The sequence below is a fragment of the Pseudarthrobacter sulfonivorans genome, assembly GCF_014712225.1.
Taxonomy (GTDB): Bacteria; Actinomycetota; Actinomycetes; order Actinomycetales; family Micrococcaceae; genus Arthrobacter; species Arthrobacter sulfonivorans.
The window spans coordinates 50,721-66,023 of sequence record NZ_JACXBW010000008.1; the positions used below are offsets into that span (position 1 = coordinate 50,721).

General features: G+C 65.2%; 18 protein-coding genes and 1 pseudogene. 9 read left to right on the forward strand and 10 right to left on the reverse strand.

Translation table 11 applies throughout. From position 1 onward, the window contains the following. Window positions 1–49: 49 nt before the first annotated feature. From IAQ70_RS11600 to IAQ70_RS11615, 4 genes are all read left to right on the forward strand, one after another. The gene (locus IAQ70_RS11600) at window positions 50–370 is read left to right on the forward strand and encodes a DUF3040 domain-containing protein (protein WP_190989478.1); all 321 of its coding nucleotides are present in this window, start codon (window positions 50–52) and stop codon (window positions 368–370) included. Between the two features lie 71 nt (window positions 371–441). Next, complete coding sequence (locus IAQ70_RS11605; RefSeq protein ID WP_190989479.1) at window positions 442–606, forward strand: hypothetical protein; 165 nt, start codon at window positions 442–444, stop codon at window positions 604–606. A gap of 132 nt (window positions 607–738) precedes the next feature. Next, complete coding sequence (locus IAQ70_RS23325; protein WP_190989480.1) at window positions 739–993, forward strand: YegP family protein; 255 nt, start codon at window positions 739–741, stop codon at window positions 991–993. Between the two features lie 129 nt (window positions 994–1,122). Next, entirely contained in the window at window positions 1,123–1,587 is a 465-nt protein-coding gene (locus IAQ70_RS11615; RefSeq protein WP_317983642.1) for a hypothetical protein, read from the forward strand. A gap of 179 nt (window positions 1,588–1,766) precedes the next feature. On the opposite strand, the gene IAQ70_RS11620 is transcribed toward IAQ70_RS11615, so the two are convergent. Next, window positions 1,767–4,724, reverse strand: a complete 2,958-nt coding sequence (locus IAQ70_RS11620; RefSeq protein WP_223859968.1) for an exo-alpha-sialidase — start codon at window positions 4,722–4,724, stop codon at window positions 1,767–1,769. A gap of 239 nt (window positions 4,725–4,963) precedes the next feature. Then, window positions 4,964–5,149 carry a hypothetical protein gene (locus IAQ70_RS11625; RefSeq protein WP_190989482.1) on the reverse strand — a complete coding sequence of 62 codons (186 nt, stop codon included), beginning with the start codon at window positions 5,147–5,149 and terminating at the stop codon, window positions 4,964–4,966. Between the two features lie 286 nt (window positions 5,150–5,435). On the opposite strand from IAQ70_RS11625, the gene purS reads away from it, so the two are divergent. The 3 genes from purS to purL are packed head-to-tail and all read left to right on the forward strand — an operon-like array spanning window position 5,436 to window position 8,768. After that, complete coding sequence (purS, locus tag IAQ70_RS11630; protein ID WP_066287204.1) at window positions 5,436–5,687, forward strand: phosphoribosylformylglycinamidine synthase subunit PurS; 252 nt, start codon at window positions 5,436–5,438, stop codon at window positions 5,685–5,687. A 1-nt stretch (window position 5,688) separates the two neighbouring features. Continuing rightward, window positions 5,689–6,462 (forward strand): phosphoribosylformylglycinamidine synthase subunit PurQ, encoded by a 774-nt coding sequence (purQ, locus tag IAQ70_RS11635; RefSeq protein WP_190989483.1) that lies wholly within the window; start codon window positions 5,689–5,691, stop codon window positions 6,460–6,462. After that, complete coding sequence (purL, locus tag IAQ70_RS11640; protein WP_190989484.1) at window positions 6,459–8,768, forward strand: phosphoribosylformylglycinamidine synthase subunit PurL; 2,310 nt, start codon at window positions 6,459–6,461, stop codon at window positions 8,766–8,768. Before purQ ends, purL begins: the two co-directional genes overlap by 4 nt. A 48-nt stretch (window positions 8,769–8,816) precedes the next feature. On the opposite strand, the gene IAQ70_RS11645 is transcribed toward purL, so the two are convergent. From IAQ70_RS11645 to IAQ70_RS11675, 7 genes and pseudogenes are all read right to left on the reverse strand, one after another. Further along, complete coding sequence (locus IAQ70_RS11645) at window positions 8,817–9,629, reverse strand: hypothetical protein (RefSeq protein WP_223859969.1); 813 nt, start codon at window positions 9,627–9,629, stop codon at window positions 8,817–8,819. 274 nt (window positions 9,630–9,903) lie between these two features. Further along, the gene (locus tag IAQ70_RS11650) at window positions 9,904–10,197 is read right to left on the reverse strand and encodes a DUF503 domain-containing protein (protein WP_190989485.1); all 294 of its coding nucleotides are present in this window, start codon (window positions 10,195–10,197) and stop codon (window positions 9,904–9,906) included. A 76-nt stretch (window positions 10,198–10,273) separates the two neighbouring features. Continuing rightward, complete coding sequence (locus IAQ70_RS11655) at window positions 10,274–10,591, reverse strand: putative quinol monooxygenase (RefSeq protein WP_190989486.1); 318 nt, start codon at window positions 10,589–10,591, stop codon at window positions 10,274–10,276. Window positions 10,592–10,623: 32 nt separating this feature from the next. After that, on the reverse strand, window positions 10,624–11,250 hold the full coding sequence (locus tag IAQ70_RS11660) for a hypothetical protein (protein ID WP_190989487.1): 627 nt from the start codon (window positions 11,248–11,250) through the stop codon (window positions 10,624–10,626). Between the two features lie 14 nt (window positions 11,251–11,264). Next, window positions 11,265–11,813, reverse strand: coding sequence for a DUF1990 family protein (locus IAQ70_RS11665; RefSeq protein ID WP_190989488.1), 549 nt, complete (start codon window positions 11,811–11,813; stop codon window positions 11,265–11,267). Then, complete coding sequence (locus IAQ70_RS11670; RefSeq protein ID WP_190989489.1) at window positions 11,806–12,225, reverse strand: MmcQ/YjbR family DNA-binding protein; 420 nt, start codon at window positions 12,223–12,225, stop codon at window positions 11,806–11,808. Before IAQ70_RS11670 ends, IAQ70_RS11665 begins: the two co-directional genes overlap by 8 nt. 47 nt (window positions 12,226–12,272) lie before the next feature. Beyond that, window positions 12,273–12,521 (reverse strand): annotated as a pseudogene (locus IAQ70_RS11675) (acyl-CoA dehydrogenase family protein); the annotation flags it as partial. 31 nt (window positions 12,522–12,552) lie between these two features. On the opposite strand from IAQ70_RS11675, the gene IAQ70_RS11680 reads away from it, so the two are divergent. Next, a complete protein-coding gene (locus IAQ70_RS11680; RefSeq protein WP_190989490.1) occupies window positions 12,553–13,578 on the forward strand; it encodes an isopenicillin N synthase family dioxygenase in 1,026 nt (341 codons plus the stop codon). Between the two features lie 57 nt (window positions 13,579–13,635). On the opposite strand, the gene IAQ70_RS11685 is transcribed toward IAQ70_RS11680, so the two are convergent. Further along, a complete protein-coding gene (locus tag IAQ70_RS11685; protein WP_190989491.1) occupies window positions 13,636–14,061 on the reverse strand; it encodes a CoA-binding protein in 426 nt (141 codons plus the stop codon). 320 nt (window positions 14,062–14,381) lie between these two features. Here IAQ70_RS11685 and IAQ70_RS11690 point away from each other — a divergent pair, with 320 nt between their 5' ends. After that, window positions 14,382–15,197, forward strand: coding sequence for an ABC transporter ATP-binding protein (locus IAQ70_RS11690; RefSeq protein ID WP_190989492.1), 816 nt, complete (start codon window positions 14,382–14,384; stop codon window positions 15,195–15,197). The last annotated feature ends 106 nt before the right edge of the window (window positions 15,198–15,303 follow it).

Here is a 15,303-nt window from a genome sequence, read left to right on the forward strand (position 1 = left end):
GCTGCAAGGCCTTGGAAAGGGCTAGCAGCGGTATCAGAGGAGGCTTCAGATGCCGTTGTCAGATAGAGAGCAGAAACTGCTCGATCAACTGGAGCTGGACCTGGTCACTCAGGACCCGCGCCTGGCCCGGGAACTGTCATCAGGTTTCATGGGGGACAGGTTCAGGGCAACCACATACTTCGCTGTCCTCGCGTGCCTCATCGGCGTCGTGCTGCTTATCGCAGGCGTTGCTTCCCAGGTCACCGCCGTCGGCGTTATGGGCATCCTGCTGATGGGAGCCGGAACCTACGGTCTCGTAGATGACCGCCCCGATCGGACTGCACAACCACCGATAAACCGTCGTCCCGATTTGGGACCTGCAAAACATTGAAATCAGTGCTGAATTAATTCGTCTGCATACGTTCCGGTTCGCAGATGGTGTAAGCAAAAGAGGTGTGAGGAATGGGCATTTCAACCACAGGCGAGATCCGGATCCACAGCGAGGCTCCGGCTGAAGGCGACACCACGCGGGAGTTTCCGGAGATCCGGTCCCACTCCCAGGACCCCGCTGAAGGTCCGGACTCCCCGGAAGAAGCCGATGCGGCCGAAGGTCCCCCGCAAACCTAGTCCCAAGTGCGGCCAAATCATTGGTCCAGAACGTTGCTTAACTCAAACCGATTGATTGCGTTTCTTCAGGTGATGGCCCGAATGGCCCGGGCGGGAACAGACGAAGCGCCCGACTCAAGGATCATTTCGACCATGACAGGAACATTCGAACTTGTGGTAACAACCGGCGGGGACTTTGAGTTCAGATTGCTCTCCCGCACCGGGAAGGTACTGGCCGTGTCCGGAAAATATAAAGACAAGAACGCAGCGGTTGCAGGCATCCGCGACGCACAAGAATGCGCCGCAATGGCGCTCATCAACGACCGCACCACCCCGCCGTCGTTGACCATGACCCCATCGGCCGGTAAACGGCAGACGCAACAGGGCCCATCACGATGGTTCGGATGAACCAGAACGGAAAAGAAACCAGGTTCGTAGCCGGACTTGCCCCCCGTACCGGGAGCCTCCGGGTCCTGCCGGCAGGCGATGAAAAACGCCGCCGGTCCAACGAGTACGAGTTTTAGAAGGAGAAATACCGTGGCTGCCACCTCAATTCCCATGCCCGCCCAAAACGGGATCAGCCGGACCCTGCACCGGGTGCAGACGGAACCGGCCTATGCGGCATTCGCGATCTTGCGGGTCGGTTTCGTTTTCCTTCCCGTGGTTTTCGGCCTGGACAAATTCGCCAACGTCCTGACGAACTGGGAGGGCTACCTGGCCCCCTGGGTTGCCGGACTGCTGCCCTTCAACGGTCACACCGCAATGCTCATCGTCGGGGCAGTGGAAATCGCCGCCGGCATCCTGATCGCCATTAAACCGCGCTATGCGGCCTATGTGGTCGCGTTCTGGCTCGCTGGCATCATAATCAACCTGCTGACATACCCAGGTTTCTACGACATCGCCCTGCGCGATTTCGGGCTGCTCGTCGCCGCGCTGGCGCTCGCACAGCTGGCACGGGCGTTCGACCCCCGGAGGGACGCGCGCAGTACGGCGCAGCACTGAAAACCCACCGCCCAAAGAGCCTTTGACCTTGTGATGGCTGCACACCCCCATGCATCCACGACCAAGGCTGTCAGCGCCCCACCGACATGCCGGAGAACCAGCGACGACAAGAAAGACCCCCGAGTGGGCCGGACTCTTCAGGTCCGGCCCACTCGGGGGCCCGGTTCAGCTTCTACATATCAGCCCTTGGGCGTCACCTGCAGCCGGTCGAAGGAGACCTGCTTGCCGTCCTGGTCCAGCACCACCACGTCGTCGCGGCCGTTCCGCACATCGGATGGCAGGATGAACTCGACCGTGTTGTCCGTGGCGGGGAAGAGCCAGCCGATGCGGTAGCTCTTTTTGTTCAGGTACACGTAGTACCACTGGCCGTAGTCGAGGCCCTTCAGGGTGACTTTCTGGCCGTTGCGGTACTTGTCCAGCGTGCCCAGGTCGAAGGGAGCTGTCTGCTTGTCGAGGTCCTGGACGGCCAGGACCGGATCCGTCCCGGGCTGCGCCGGCTTCAGGTTCAGAACCACTTCGCCGCCGGTCACTGTGGCCGTGACAGGTCTGGCACCGTTGGAAGCACTGGCTTCGAAGGAGACGGCGTCGAGCTTGCCTGCCGCGATGTCGGCGTCGGTGAGGACGTACTCACGCGTCGCCGTTACCGTGCCGCCCACAGCCAGGGTGTCCTGGCCGATGGAAGCGTCCGGAGCGGTGAGACCGGTCAGTGCAACGTTGCCGGCATTGCCCACGGTGTACGTGTAAGTGACGGTGTCCCCCGCGCTGGCGAAGCGGTCGCCGTCGCGGTCGTTCCACTCCGAGGCAACAGTGCCCGCAAGCTGGGCGTCGCGGACCTTGAGGTTCACTTCGCCGCCGTCGATTGCGTACGTTCTGGTGGTCTGGCCCGCGGCGCTGACCTCCCACGTGGTTTTCGGAACGAAGAAGCCTTGCTCGGCTTCCTCCGCGGTGACGGTGTGGCGCGGCGTGGCGCAGGTGTAGTCCTGTCCGGCCGGCAGGGCACTGTAGCGGCAGTTCCCCGGACCGTCCGGGACGAACGGGCTGAAGTTGCCTGCGGTGGGGACCACCTTCTCCAGGAGCGGGCTCGTGTTGGTGACGCTGAAACTGTACGGGACAAGCTCGCCCGCGGCGTAGGGCTGGGTGGACAGGTCGCGCCCGACGTCGGCGCGCGCACCGCTGATGTCAACGGCCAGCAGCCCGTCACGCAAGGCCACGGCAGCGCCGGTGAACGGCACCGTCTTGGTGAGCGACGGCGTCCCGGTGGCTGTGATGCTGAAGCTCGCCTCAGGCACGAAGTAGCCGCGCTCAATGTCCGCCGCGGTCACCGTGTGCTTGGCAGTGGTGCAGTTGTAGCTGGCACCTGCCGCCAGGTTGCTGAACCTGCAGTTAGGGGCCGACGGCGGCAGGAAGCCGGAATCGAAGGTTCCGGAAACCGGCACGGAGTTCGCCGTCACGTTGGCGGTGCTCTTGACGGTGAACGCGTAGGTCAGGACATCGCCGGCCTGGTACGGGTTGGCGATGACGTCGCGGGCGGGAGGCGCTCCGGTGATGGTGAGGCCCACCTGCGGGGCCGCCGGAACGGTGGCGGTGAAAGTGAACTGCGAGACCCGGCCATCCGCCGTCGCAAAGGCTGCGTTGAGGTTTTGCGGGCCGCTGGCGTTCGCGGGGGCGGTCAGTGCCACGTTGACGGTGGCCGAAGCGCCGGGGGCGAGGTCTGGAACCGGCACCGTGGTGGCGGTCCAGCCGGTGGGGGTGTAGACCGTCGCAGTCGCGCCGGAGAGGGTGGTTGCCTCCTGGTTGGTGACGGTGACAGCTACCTGTGAGGTGGCACCCGGGGCGGTGGTGACGGCGGGGACGGACAGCGGGGCACAGGCGTAGTTCAGCCATGCGTCGTCGAACTTCGCGAACTGGATATTGTCCGTGTAGTTGCCCTCGTACAGCACGCCGAACTTGCCGTCCTCGAGCCGGGACACGGTGGAGTAGGCGGAAAAACCGGAGCGGATGGTGCGCACGCCGGGCCAGGTGGCGCCGTCGTCGCAGGAGACGCGGGCGGAGACGTTCTCGCGGCCGGTTTTGGAGTTGGAGTTCGTGAAGATGAGCTTCTTGGCGTCCGCCGAGCCCTGCGCTGCGGCCGGGAACATGCGGGTGATGGCGCCGTTGTTGGCCGGGTCCGGCAGTTCGGTGTCCTGCGTGACGGGCCCGTAGGTGGCGCCGCCGTCGGTGGAGATGGCCACCTTGCGGTAGCCCTGGTTGGCGTTGTCGCGGGAGTTCAGCAGGACGCGGCCGTCGGAAAGTTCAACGGTTTTGTTCTCGTCCATTCGGTCGCCAACATTGGCGCCCTTGTGCCAGGTCGCGCCGTGATCGTCCGAGTACACGCTGTAGGCCTGGATCTTGTTGGTGCCGTCCGCCTGCCGGACATCGCCGGCGTACTGCTGGATGAGGCGGCCCTTGTACTGGCCGTACTTGAGCTGGATGCCTTCGCCGGAGGACGCGAAGTTGGAGCGGATATCGCCCGCCGCCGGACTGGTTTTGCTCGTGCCGGGCTTGGTGACGCTCGTGATGAGCCGCGGCTCGCTCCAGGTGACCCCGCCGTCGGAGGATTCGATGACCGCCGAGGAGATCACGCTGCGGTCGGCGTCGTTGTTGCCGAACTGGCTGCCGAAGAAGCCCTGGTCCTTGGAGTAGACAAACAGTGCGAAGACCTTGCCGGCCTCGGAATCGTAGATGTAGGAGGGGTCGCTGTAACCGTACTTCGGCGTGGTGGCGTTGCCCACGTGTCCGGCGGCGATCACCTGCACGGGTCCCCACGTCTGGCCGCCGTCAGTACTGCGGCGCTGCACGATCGAGTTGGCATTGGGGGCGTCCGCCGCGCTGCCGGGGCGGCCGTCCCAGGACGCGAGGACCACGTTGTTGCCGAGGTAGGTCAGGGCGGGGATCCGGTAGAAGAAGTTGGCCGCGGTGCGGTCTGCACCAATATTGGCCTCGGTGAAGCCGCCGGGCGCTGCCGCCGGGTTGCTCGGCGGGATCGGGGCGGCCTGCGCGGCAATCCCGGGTCCCGCTAGCAGCGCCAGCGCTACCAGGCCGGCTCCTGCCGTGCGGGCAACCTGCCTTCGTCTGCTCCGTGGGGTGAAAATTCGCAAATCCATGTCCTTTCAAGGCACCGCAAAGTGCGGCGGAATCGGGAGAATTTGCCGTGCGGGCTGTGTTTCCTGCAGGGATACTACGTGCCACATACGACATCCTATGACCATAATGTGTAGAGCGTCACATGGCTAGGGGTTATTGAAAGATGCCCAGGTGAGCGCGCCGGCGCACACGCAAAAGCGGGCGCCCCGTTGAGGGGCGCCCGCTTCGATAGTCTGGTTCTGTGAGGGTTAGCCTACTGCCTGGGTGTGCGCACCACGTCGCTGATCCACTGGCGGGTTTTTTCGTCCACGGGTCCGGCCACCCGGTTTTCCCGGGCCGCCCTGTCTGCTTTGATCTTCTGCATGACCATGCGGCCCAGCCCGGCGAACACGGCAACGGCGACCATCGGCAACAGTACGGATTTCGATTTTTCAGCCATTCCGCCATCCTAGTGACGCTGCCTGCGCGGGGCCAGAGCCGCCGTCGTTATTCCGCTCCCGGAGGGACCTCCCGGGGCGATGACAGTGACGGAGCCCACCGAATACGGGGTCCAGCCCTCCGGCCGGTAGAATGGGCTAGCAAGCTCGCGGAGCGCCCGTCCTCACTGTACGAGACACTGTTCAAAGACACTGTTCAAAACAGCAGGTCCCAACACTTCTGGAACGGCGTAAGACGGCACCACTCCGCTGCGCCCTTACCCAAAGCTCACGCACAGGAGTTGCCGGATGCCCCGGATCGTTGTTGACGTCATGCCCAAGCCCGAGATTCTGGACCCGCAGGGGAAGGCCATCGTGGGTGCACTGCCCCGCCTGGGCTTCACCGGCTTTAGCTCTGTCCGCCAGGGCAAGCGCTTTGAACTGACGGTCGACGGCGAGGTGACCGACGCAATCCTGGCCCAGGCCCGCGAAGCCGCCGAGACCCTGCTGTCCAACCCCGTGATCGAGGACGTCGTCAACGTCGAGGTCGTCGAGGCCTGAGATGACTGAACTTCCCCTGATCGGCGAGGCAATCGCCGTCGCCGCCGAGCCCAGGCTCGCGGGTGCCAAGATCGGCGTCGTCACCTTCCCCGGCACCCTTGACGACCGTGACGCCGCCCGCGCAGTCCGGCTTGCCGGCGGCACCGCAGTGCCGCTCTGGCACGCCGACACCGCCCTCGGCGACGTCGACGCCGTCGTAATTCCCGGTGGTTTCTCCTACGGAGACTACCTCCGTGCCGGCGCCATCGCCCGGTTCGCTCCGTTGATGGCCAAAATTATTGACGCCGCGAACTCCGATGCCAAGCTGCCCGTCCTGGGCATCTGCAACGGCTTCCAGATCCTGACCGAGTCGCACCTGCTGCCCGGCTCCATGATCAAGAACGACCACCTGAAGTTCCTGTGCCGCGACCAGGTCCTGCGGGTGGAAAACAGCAACACCGCCTGGACCCTCGACTACGAGGCCGGCCAGGAAATCACGGTGCCGCTGAAGAACCAGGACGGCCAGTACATCGCCGACGAAAAAACCCTGGACGCGCTTGAGGCCGAAGGCCGCGTGGCTTTCCGCTACGTGGGCTTCAACCCAAACGGCTCACGCCGCGACATCGCGGGCATCTCCAACGCTGCCGGCAACGTGGTGGGCCTTATGCCCCACCCGGAGCACGCCACTGAGGTTGGCTTCGGCCCACAGTCGCTCGATGGCATCGGCGGGTCCGACACTGACGGCCTCGGTTTCTTCACCTCCGTACTGAACAAGATTGTGGGAGGCGCCAAGTGACCACTGAAATCACCAAGAAGTTCAACATCGACACGGTGGAGAACGCTGCCAAGACGCCGGACACCGAGCTGCCCTGGGCTGAACTGGGCCTGAAGCAGAACGAGTTCGACGAGGTCGTGAAGGTCCTGGGCCGGCGCCCCACCGGCGCCGAACTGGCCATGTACTCCGTCATGTGGAGCGAGCACTGCTCCTACAAGTCCTCGAAGAACCACCTGCGCCAGTTCGGCGACAAGGTGACCGACGAGATGAAGAAGGACATGCTGGTGGGCATCGGCGAAAACGCCGGCGTCACCAACCTGGGGGACGGCTGGGCCGTGACCTTCAAGATCGAATCCCACAACTCGCCGTCGTTCGTTGAGCCCTACCAGGGTGCGGCCACCGGCATCGGCGGCATTGTCCGCGACATCATCTCCATGGGCGCCCGCCCGGTTGCCGTGATGGATCCGCTGCGCTTCGGCGCCATCGACCACCCGGACACCGCGCGCGTCATGCATGGTGCCGTTGCCGGCATCGGCGGCTACGGCAACTCGCTGGGCCTGCCGAACATCGGCGGTGAAATGGTGTTCGACTCCATCTACCAGGGCAACCCGCTGGTCAACGCGCTGGCCGTCGGCGTGATGCGCCACGAGGACATCCGCCTCGCCAACGCGTCGGGCAAGGGCAACAAGGTGGTCCTGTTCGGTGCCCGCACCGGCGGCGACGGCATTGGCGGCGCCTCGGTGCTGGCTTCGGAGTCCTTCGACGACACCAAGCCCTCCAAGCGCCCCGCCGTGCAGGTGGGCGACCCGTTCGCCGAAAAGGTCCTGATCGAGTGCTGCCTGGAGCTGTTCAAGGGCTCCCTGGTTGAGGGTATCCAGGACCTGGGCGCCGCGGGCATCTCCTGCGCCACGTCCGAGCTCGCCTCCAACGGCGACGGCGGCATGCAGGTTGAGCTGACCTCCGTGCTGCTGCGCGACCCCACGCTGACTCCGGGCGAGATCCTGATGTCCGAGTCCCAGGAACGCATGATGGCCGTGGTCACCCCGGAGAACATCGAAGCCTTCGAAGCCGTGATGGACAAGTGGGCCGTGGAATACTCCTGGCTCGGCGAGGTCACCGACACCGGCCGCCTCATCATCACCTGGGACGGCGTGGTCATCGTGGACGTTGACCCGCGGACCGTGGCACACGACGGCCCGGTCTACGACCGCCCGTATGCCCGCCCCTCCTGGCAGGACTCGGTCCAGGCCGATTCCTTCACCGGCTCCGTCCAGGACGCCGGCCGCCCCTCCGCCCCCGCGGCACTGGCTGCGGCCGTCACCGAGCTCGTGGCCTCACCGAACATGTGCTCCAAGGCCTGGATCACCGACCAGTACGACCGGTACGTCGGCGGCAACACCGCCATGGCGTTCCCGGACGATGCCGGCGTGGTCCGCGTGGACGAGGAAACCGGCCTGGGCGTTGCCCTGGCCACCGACGCCAACGGCCGCTACACCTACCTCGATCCGTACCACGGCGCGCAGCTGGCCCTGGCCGAGGCCTACCGCAACGTGGCCACGTCCGGTGCCGTGCCGATGGCCGTCAGCGACTGCCTGAACTTCGGCTCCCCCGAGGACCCGGACGTGATGTGGCAGCTCGCCGAAGCCATCCGCGGCCTGTCCGACGCCTGCATGGAGCTGGGCATCCCGGTCACCGGCGGCAACGTCTCGCTCTACAACCAGACGGGAACCACACCCATCCACCCCTCCCCCGTGGTGGCGGTACTGGGCAAGCTCGACGACGTTGCCCGCCGCACGCCGTCGGGCTGGCGGGAGGATGGCATGGCCATCTACCTGCTGGGTACAACGGCGGCCGAACTGGACGGTTCCGAATGGGCCAACATGCGCGGTCACCTCGGTGGACTGCCGCCCAAGGTTGACCTCGCCGCCGAGCGCGCGCTGGGTGAAATCCTGATCAACGCCTCCCGCGACGGCATGGTTGACTCCGCGCATGACCTCTCCGAAGGTGGCCTCGCGGCAGCCCTCGTGGAGTCCTCCCTGCGCTACGGCGTAGGTGCCCGGATCGCCCTGCAGGATGTCCTGGACCGCGACGGCGTTGATCTCTTCACCGCCCTGTTCTCCGAGTCCCAGGGCCGTGCAATTGTTGGCGTGCCCCGCTCCGAGGAAGTCCGATTCAAGGACATGTGCACGGCGCGCGGCTTTGCCCACGTCCGGATCGGTGTGGTGGACGCCGCGAGCAACCAGCTGGAGATCAACGGCGTGGACACCTTGTCCCTCGACGCCCTCCGCGAAGCCCACGAAGGGACGCTGCCGAAGTACTTCGGCTAATCCCCACCGCCGCCCCATCGATTGCTCCGTAACGGCCCTTTTGAACCCTCAAAACGGCGGTTGCGGAGCAATCGTTGCTTGCTGGCCCTTTCGCCAGCCCGCCCCGATCAAAGCCATGCGGATTTTGGCCACCGCAGGCTTGGCGTCGTTCAGCATGTGCCGCTTCGAGACGCGGACCTCAGTCCAGCCCAACCCCTGGTAACCTTCGGAACGCGCAATGTCCCGGACAACCTGGCCCTCTTCACCGTGATGTTCGCCCTCGTACTCAATCCCGATCCGGTACTTACGATACGAAAGATCCGGCTCGTGGTGCCTCCTGCCGTCTTCCGAAATGATGGGCACGTTTAACTCCGGTTCCGGCAGCCCGGCCCTAACGATCGCCAGGCGAAGCAGTGTCTCCTGCGGCGAGTCCGAACCCACCCGGATGAGTTTGATCGCCTCCTTGGCTTTGCGCAGCCCGCGCTTTCCTTTATGCCTGTGAATCATCCGCTGAAGGTCAGCCATGCTGCACAGCGGCATGTCCCTGCCCTCCAGCGCCGCCCGGGGTATTCGAACGCAGCTGTCACCCATGGCCACAAGCTGGTCCACTGACAGCGTTTCCGCCATATCCAGCCACGTCCGTTCCGGCGTCGTTACTGGAATCCCCTCGACTGTGGTGACCTCGTCGCTGAACAGCTTCATTCGATGCACGATCACATGAGGCCGATTCAGATGGGCTTCACCTTCAGGCCTGATGACATGAAACATCTCCGGTGTCCCCTTCTGCTGACGTCGCGGCAGGACAAGGAGCTCCGCCGCGGTGAGGTGCGATGCGGCGCATCGCTCATTGACTTCGATGAAAGGCCGGACCCTGCCGCTCATGGGGAGCTCCGCCGTCGGGCTTTCCGACCGAATCCCCTTTCCGAGGCGTTTCAGGGATCGGTGTCGCAGCCGCCTCGGTGGCACTCCCGCACGCGTCGCCTCAGCCACTGTGAACGGGTGGTCATGGAGTTCCGCCGGCAACGGGCGAGGGGTCTTCATGAACTCATCAGAACAGAACGCGACGGGCGCTGCAGAAGTTATCCACAGGCTTCATCGATTGCTCCGCAACGGTCGTTTTGGGCGCTCAAAACGACCGGTATGGAGCAATCGATAGTCAGTCTTCGCTGTGGAGCTCCCGCTGCCGGACGCTGAGCAGTTCAATCTCAGGCCTCGCGGCCACAAAACGCTCGACGGCGGTGAGCACCTCCACGAGGTGCGCCCGGTCGGCCGCCACCAGCCCGGCGCCCACCTGCGAGCGCCGGTACTGGTCGTGGTCCCCCACCTCCGCGACGGACACGTCGAAGCGGCGCTTAACCTCGGCCAGGAGCGGCCTGATGACGGAGCGCTTCTCCTTCAGGCTCTGGACATCACCGAGGAGGATATCGAATTCAATCCAGCCAACCCACATGCGTTTATCGTATCCATTGCTCCGTAACGGCCCTTTTGAACCGTCAAAAGGGCCGTTACGGAGCAGTCGATGGGGGTCAGATGGTGAGTTCGCCCATCCGGTCCCAGCCGTCGCCGTCGAGCTGGCGGCTGATGATCCGCGGTGTTTCGGCCAGGGCCTGCGGCATGTCGGCCATGGCCTGCTTGAAGTGCGCGCTGTTGACGTGGTCCCCGGCGGCATCGTCCTTGAACGCTTCCACCAGCACAAACTCGTTCGGATCATCCACGCTGCGGGACCAGTCGAACCAGAGGTTGCCGGGCTCCTCCCTGGTTGCCTTCGTGAAGTTCTCCACGAGGCCGAGCCAGCGCTCGGACCACTCGGGCTTGACCTTGAACTTGACCACGATGAAGATCATGGGATTCCTTTCGTTCGGGGTTGTTGGCTTCTTTAGCCGGCGGTCATGGCTAGCTCACAGGCCAGAATGGCCTCCCGGGCGCGCTGCCCCTGCGCCGGGGTGCCGGCCTGCTCGGCCCACTGCTCGGCAAGCTGAAATTCCACCATGGCCTCGGTGAGCCGGCCGGTTCCGTGCAGCAGCAAGCCCAAGTTGTTGTGCAGCCCGGCCATCCAGCGCCGGGTGTGGGGATCGTGGGCGGTGGAGGCGTATTCGAGCGCACTCCTGGTCCAGGATTCCGCATGGGCGGAGTCCGCGGCGGCGAGCGTGTGCAGCGCGTCCACTGCGAGGAATTCGTCACCGAGGTGGTCCCCCAGCTCGGCCGTCTGCTCGAACAGGGGTACGGCCATCGCGGCATGGCCGCTGGAGTTCAGTACTCGCCCGCGCTCGAGCAAGACGCGGATTCCGACGGTGGGTTCGTCCTCGCCGTCAATCGTATCCAGCAGGGCATCGGCTTCCTCATAGCGGCCCTGCAGGCCAATGGCCCGGCCAAGTTGCGTGGCGAGTTCGGCTTTTTCGTCGGTGTTGTAGGTCGGATCGGCAAGGGCGTCCCGGAAACGCTGTTCGGACAGTCCGGGATCCTCAAAATTCCAAAGGCGGTCAAGGGTCTCTTGGTGCAGCATGTACCTTCTCCTGATCAGCTTTCACCTGCGGCGAGTTGGCGTGCCCCTTCAACGTATCGCGAAGTGACGTGCCTCTGCGCCGCCCGGGTCACCACGCCACCTGCCCGGTAGAACCAGTTGGCTGGCCTGCTGAAGGCGGTGATCTTCAAAAACACCCGGCCGGTATCGTCAATCTCCACCTCAAAGGCCTCCTCGCCGCGTGCCGGATGCCCGGGAAGCGTCCCGTAGCCAAATCCCGCCGACTGGGGTCCGTCACCTGCTACGGGCCGCCGGACCCAGACCACTTCGCAGGGTGCGTTCACCCGGAGCGGCCCGACGCCGAAACCGCTCACCACCCGCGTTCCGGGACGGACGACGTCGGACTCCGCCCGGACGCGCAGCCCCGACCGCCGCTGCAGCTCCCACGTCAGGATCCCCTGCGCCACGCGGCGATACAGTTCCGTCCCCTCGCCCAGGTAAACCTGGGACACCACGGAAGGGTAGCCAGCGGGCGGGCGGCCGTTTTCGGTGGCGCCAACCCCTGGGTAGTCGAGCCGGCCGCGGGCAAGGCGTTTCTCAGCCACCGGTGCCCTCCCGGGATCCCGTGAGCCGGGCCCAGCCCAGCTGCTCCTGCTGCTTCCGGCTGAGGGTGGCCACCACCAGGTCGTATGAGTCCTCCACCATGTCCCGGATCATGGCGTCCGGGAGGTCACCGTCCAGGCGCACGCCGTTCCAGTGCGTCTTGTTCATGTGCCAGGCACCGGTAATTTCGGGGTGTGCGGCGCGCAAGTGCTCGGCCAGGGCAGGCTCACACTTCAGGCTCACGGAAAGGTTTCGGGCGTCCAGCGCGGATGAGGCGAACATCTTGGCCTCATGCCTGGCGCCACCGGCCACGCTCGCCCGAACTTTGAAGACCGACGTCTCCGGGCCGAAGGGAAAATCCTCATAGGCGCCCGGAAATGACAGGCAGAAGGCCTTGAGTTGCGCTGCGTCCATGGAGCGAGCCTATCCGGCCACGTCCCTCATGTGCTGGGCGCGTACCGTCAGCCCGCCGTGCGCACATCTCCGATGCTGTGCAGTCCTTCCGGGGTGGTGCCGTTGACTTCATAGTCGCCAACTATCCTGGCCTTGAACACGGCCGGGTTGTGGGTGGACACCGTCCGGGCGTTGCGCCAGTGCCGGTCCAGGGACTTCGATTTGGACGTGGATGAGGCTCCGGTGATGTCGAAGAGCTGCTGGGCAGCGGACTGCACCAGCTCGGGAACCAGCAGCTGGGCAATGCTGGGCTCCCCACGGGCGGCCGGCCGGTGCTAGTCTGCGAACATGTCACATGAACGGGCGACCATCCCAGTTCTGGACCTGAGTACCGCGCGCCAGCCCTACGGTTCCTTCAGCCCGGAATTTATCGATCAACTGCGGGACGCCGCGCACAGCGTGGGGTTCTTCCAGGTCACCGGCTACGGCGCGGCGCCCGGACAGGCCGAGGAGCTGCTGGAACTCCTCAAGCGCTTCTTCAACCTGCCCCTCGAGGAGCGGATGAAGCTGGATAACAGGCTGTCACCGCACTTCCGCGGCTACACGCGGATGGGCACTGAGGTCACCCAGGGCAAGGCTGACGCCCGGGAGCAGATCGACTACTCGCCCGAACGGGAACCCGTCCATGACTACCCGGCGGACCAGCCGTACTGGCTGCTGCAGGGCCACAACCTCTGGCCGGACGACGCCATGCCGGAACTCAAGCCCGCGGCCATGGCCTGGGCTGAGCTGATGTCGGAGGTCGGCATGGAGTTGCTCCGCGGCATTGCAGTGGCGCTGGGGCTGCCCGAGGACCACTTTGACGAGCCCTTCGGCGACGAACCGGCCTGGATGGGCAAGCTGGTGCACTATGTTGGCGTGGTGGAAGCTGCCGGCGACCAGGGCGTCGGATCCCATGCAGACTACGGTTTTGTCACCCTCCTGCTCCAGGACGAGGTGGGCGGGCTGGAAGTGCTGCCACACGGAACCACCGAATGGGCCACCGTCGAGCCGCTACCCGGAGCGCTGGTGGTGAACCTCGGCGAGATGCTGGAGGTGGCCACCGAAGGCTACCTGGCCGCCACCATCCACCGGGTCAAGGCTCCGCCGCCCGGCGTGGACCGCTATTCCGTGCCGTTTTTTTGGTCCCCGCGGCTGGACGCCGTGATCGACCCCGTGCCGCTGCCTCCCGAGCTGAAGGCGCAGGCCCGGGGCCTCTCGGATGATCCGACCAACCCTATGCTCGCCTCTTTCGGCCTCAACATGCTCAAGGGCAGGATGCGCGCGCACCCTGATGTCACGGAGCGCCACTACCCGGAATTATTGCAACGCTGACTTCGCCGCCGCCGTGAGCAGCGGGGCGCCTGCTGTCTCAGGCGCCCAGGAGACAGGTCAGAGGTTGTACTTCCACGCCTGCTGGGCGGGGCAGACGTCCATCACCACATCAAGTCCGGCGGCCTTCGCCCGTTCGGCAGCGGCCTCGTCAATGACCCCCAGCTGCAGCCACACGGCCTTGGCGCCCGCGGCGATCGCCTGGTCAACCACCGCACCGACCTTCTGCGAATTCACAAAGCAGTCGACGACGTCGATGGGCTGCTTTTCCGCCGGAATGTCCTGGAGGGTGCGGTACCCGGTTTCGCCGTGCACCGGGTCCCCGGGCAGGTTCACGGGAATGATCTCCATCCCCAGCCTGTCGCGGATGAAAAGTGACGTGTCATACGCCGCGCGCCACTCATTGGTGGTCAGGCCCACGATGGCCCACCGTCCTTTGTTTCGCATAAGGCGCTCTATGACTGCAGGATCGTTGGTGTGGCCCATGCCCCAAGCCTACGCCGCTTTCCCAAAGAGCCGAATGCCGAATTTCGGCCGGGCGAGAAGCCTTCCGTGGACATGTGAACGAACATTACGCGCGGCGAGTCGCAGATTTGGATGATTTCTTCACATCAGGTCTAGTGGGTAGTGACCATCCCGAGCGGCCGAGAGACCTGGATCGATGACGCCGCAGCAACCCTGGTCAGTGTGGGCCCCCACGGCACACGCTGACAGCAAGGAAAGAGCCTTGGGTACCCGGAACTGACCACTCCGGTAAGAGGCTGGACTCCGTAGGGTGCTACTGCCAGGACCGATGGAGTGATCCTATGACTGCAGTCCTGTCTTCGGAGCGTGCCGGCAACCATGCCGGCACGTCCTCCGCACTTCCCGTGTCCTTCCGGGGCCTGCGCCGGACCTTTGGAACCGGCAACGCCGCCCACACCGTGCTGCAGGACGTCACCTTCGACGTTGCAGCAGGCGAGGTGCTGGCCATCCTGGGGCCGTCGGGCTGCGGCAAATCAACGCTGCTGCGCGCTGCTGCCGGGCTGGATTCACCCAGCGCCGGTTCCGTTGTCATCCAGGACACCCCCGTCCACGGCATCGATCCCCGGTGCGCCTTTGCCTTCCAGGAACCAAGGCTGCTGCCGTGGCACACGCTGCAGGCCAACGTGGCCATCGGCCTTCCCACGGGCTGCAGCGCCAAGGAAGGCAAAGCCAAGGTTTCCAGGCTGCTGGAGCTGGTGGGACTGGACAGCTTCGCCAAGCACCGCCCCCGCGAAGTGTCCGGCGGGATGGCCCAGCGGGCCTCCCTGGCGCGGGCCCTGGCACGAAACCCCGGCGTCCTGCTGCTTGACGAGCCCTTCGGCGCGCTGGATGCACTGACCCGCATCAAGATGCAGGACCTGCTCCTTGACGTCCATCAGGCAGAGCCCACCACGGTGCTCCTGGTCACCCATGACGTTGATGAGGCCCTGCAGCTGGCAGACCGGATCATCGTCCTGGGTGCAGCCGACGACGGCCAGGGGGCCACGATCGTCCGGACCGTCGACGTCCCCGGCACCCGGCCGCGGGACCGGGCATCGGCAGAACTCGCCGCCTTGCGCGTCTCCCTCCTCGCCAGCCTGGGCGTGGACGGGCACTGATGCCCGCCACAGCAGGCCAGCAGGAGTCGTCCTGGCCACAGACCAAACTCCGTTAATCCACTGACGCAAGCTCCGCCGTCGGGCACTAACCCGCTGCGGCCGGACT

What these genes read in the sequence shown, in the direction of transcription:
- IAQ70_RS11680 (WP_190989490.1), top strand. Translation starts at nt 12,553, where the DNA reads ATGTCACATGAACGGGCGACCATCCCAGTTCTGGACCTGAGTACCGCG.
- IAQ70_RS23325 (WP_190989480.1), top strand. Translation starts at nt 739, where the DNA reads ATGACAGGAACATTCGAACTTGTGGTAACAACCGGCGGGGACTTTGAG.
- purS (WP_066287204.1), top strand. Translation starts at nt 5,436, where the DNA reads ATGCCCCGGATCGTTGTTGACGTCATGCCCAAGCCCGAGATTCTGGAC.
- IAQ70_RS11690 (WP_190989492.1), top strand. Translation starts at nt 14,382, where the DNA reads ATGACTGCAGTCCTGTCTTCGGAGCGTGCCGGCAACCATGCCGGCACG.
- IAQ70_RS11605 (WP_190989479.1), top strand. Translation starts at nt 442, where the DNA reads ATGGGCATTTCAACCACAGGCGAGATCCGGATCCACAGCGAGGCTCCG.
- IAQ70_RS11685 (WP_190989491.1), bottom strand. Translation starts at nt 14,061, where the DNA reads ATGGGCCACACCAACGATCCTGCAGTCATAGAGCGCCTTATGCGAAAC.
- IAQ70_RS11650 (WP_190989485.1), bottom strand. Translation starts at nt 10,197, where the DNA reads ATGTGGGTTGGCTGGATTGAATTCGATATCCTCCTCGGTGATGTCCAG.
- IAQ70_RS11660 (WP_190989487.1), bottom strand. Translation starts at nt 11,250, where the DNA reads ATGCTGCACCAAGAGACCCTTGACCGCCTTTGGAATTTTGAGGATCCC.
- IAQ70_RS11625 (WP_190989482.1), bottom strand. Translation starts at nt 5,149, where the DNA reads ATGGCTGAAAAATCGAAATCCGTACTGTTGCCGATGGTCGCCGTTGCC.
- IAQ70_RS11655 (WP_190989486.1), bottom strand. Translation starts at nt 10,591, where the DNA reads ATGATCTTCATCGTGGTCAAGTTCAAGGTCAAGCCCGAGTGGTCCGAG.
- IAQ70_RS11670 (WP_190989489.1), bottom strand. Translation starts at nt 12,225, where the DNA reads ATGGACGCAGCGCAACTCAAGGCCTTCTGCCTGTCATTTCCGGGCGCC.
- IAQ70_RS11600 (WP_190989478.1), top strand. Translation starts at nt 50, where the DNA reads ATGCCGTTGTCAGATAGAGAGCAGAAACTGCTCGATCAACTGGAGCTG.
- purQ (WP_190989483.1), top strand. Translation starts at nt 5,689, where the DNA reads ATGACTGAACTTCCCCTGATCGGCGAGGCAATCGCCGTCGCCGCCGAG.
- IAQ70_RS11645 (WP_223859969.1), bottom strand. Translation starts at nt 9,629, where the DNA reads ATGAGCGGCAGGGTCCGGCCTTTCATCGAAGTCAATGAGCGATGCGCC.